General features: G+C 38.8%; 1 protein-coding gene. It reads right to left on the bottom strand.

The window, feature by feature from the left end:
• Positions 1 to 577, bottom strand: a 577-nt coding sequence (locus Z054_RS29675) for a KS-MAT linker domain-containing protein (RefSeq protein WP_035093952.1), incomplete at both ends; no start/stop codon positions are given.

Raw genomic sequence — 577 nt, 5'->3', positions numbered from 1 at the left:
CAAATGGATACAATGGCAAGTTGATACGATTAGGTTTATGATCTCCGTAGAGTTTATCCCAATCCAACTCCAATCCTTTAACCCATAAATCCAGTAATTTCGATAATTGCCTCTGACGTATATATGTATCTATAATGGTTTCTTTCATCTCATCATCATTACTAATGATTCGTAAACCTTCTTTATTGCGTTTCACCTGACCCAAATAGACACCGCTAATAGTATCCTCTCCATTACCATAAGCCCGAAGTTTTTCTGCCAATTGATCTATATTGCTCACCATAAAACCAAGACGTTCCTCCATAGCTTCCCTGCCTACTTGTAAAGTGTAACTCATCTCAATCAGATCCAGAGAACCTTTCTTCTCTTCAATAAATTCCAGTAAATCAGAAGCCTTTTGTTTTAATTGCTCCTCAGATCTGGCTGATAAAGGAAATATAAGATCCGACTGTTGTGTAATGACCTGAACAGGTCGTTTAACCACTTCCCGATTCTGGGGAACATACTCACCCATTACCAAATGAGCATTAGTGCCACTAAATCCAAAAGAACTGATCGCAGCCTGACGTTGTTGTGA

This window comes from Aquimarina macrocephali JAMB N27, assembly GCF_000520995.1.
Classification (GTDB): Bacteria; Bacteroidota; Bacteroidia; order Flavobacteriales; family Flavobacteriaceae; genus Aquimarina; species Aquimarina macrocephali.
This window is presented reverse-complemented; position numbering and strand designations above follow the sequence as displayed.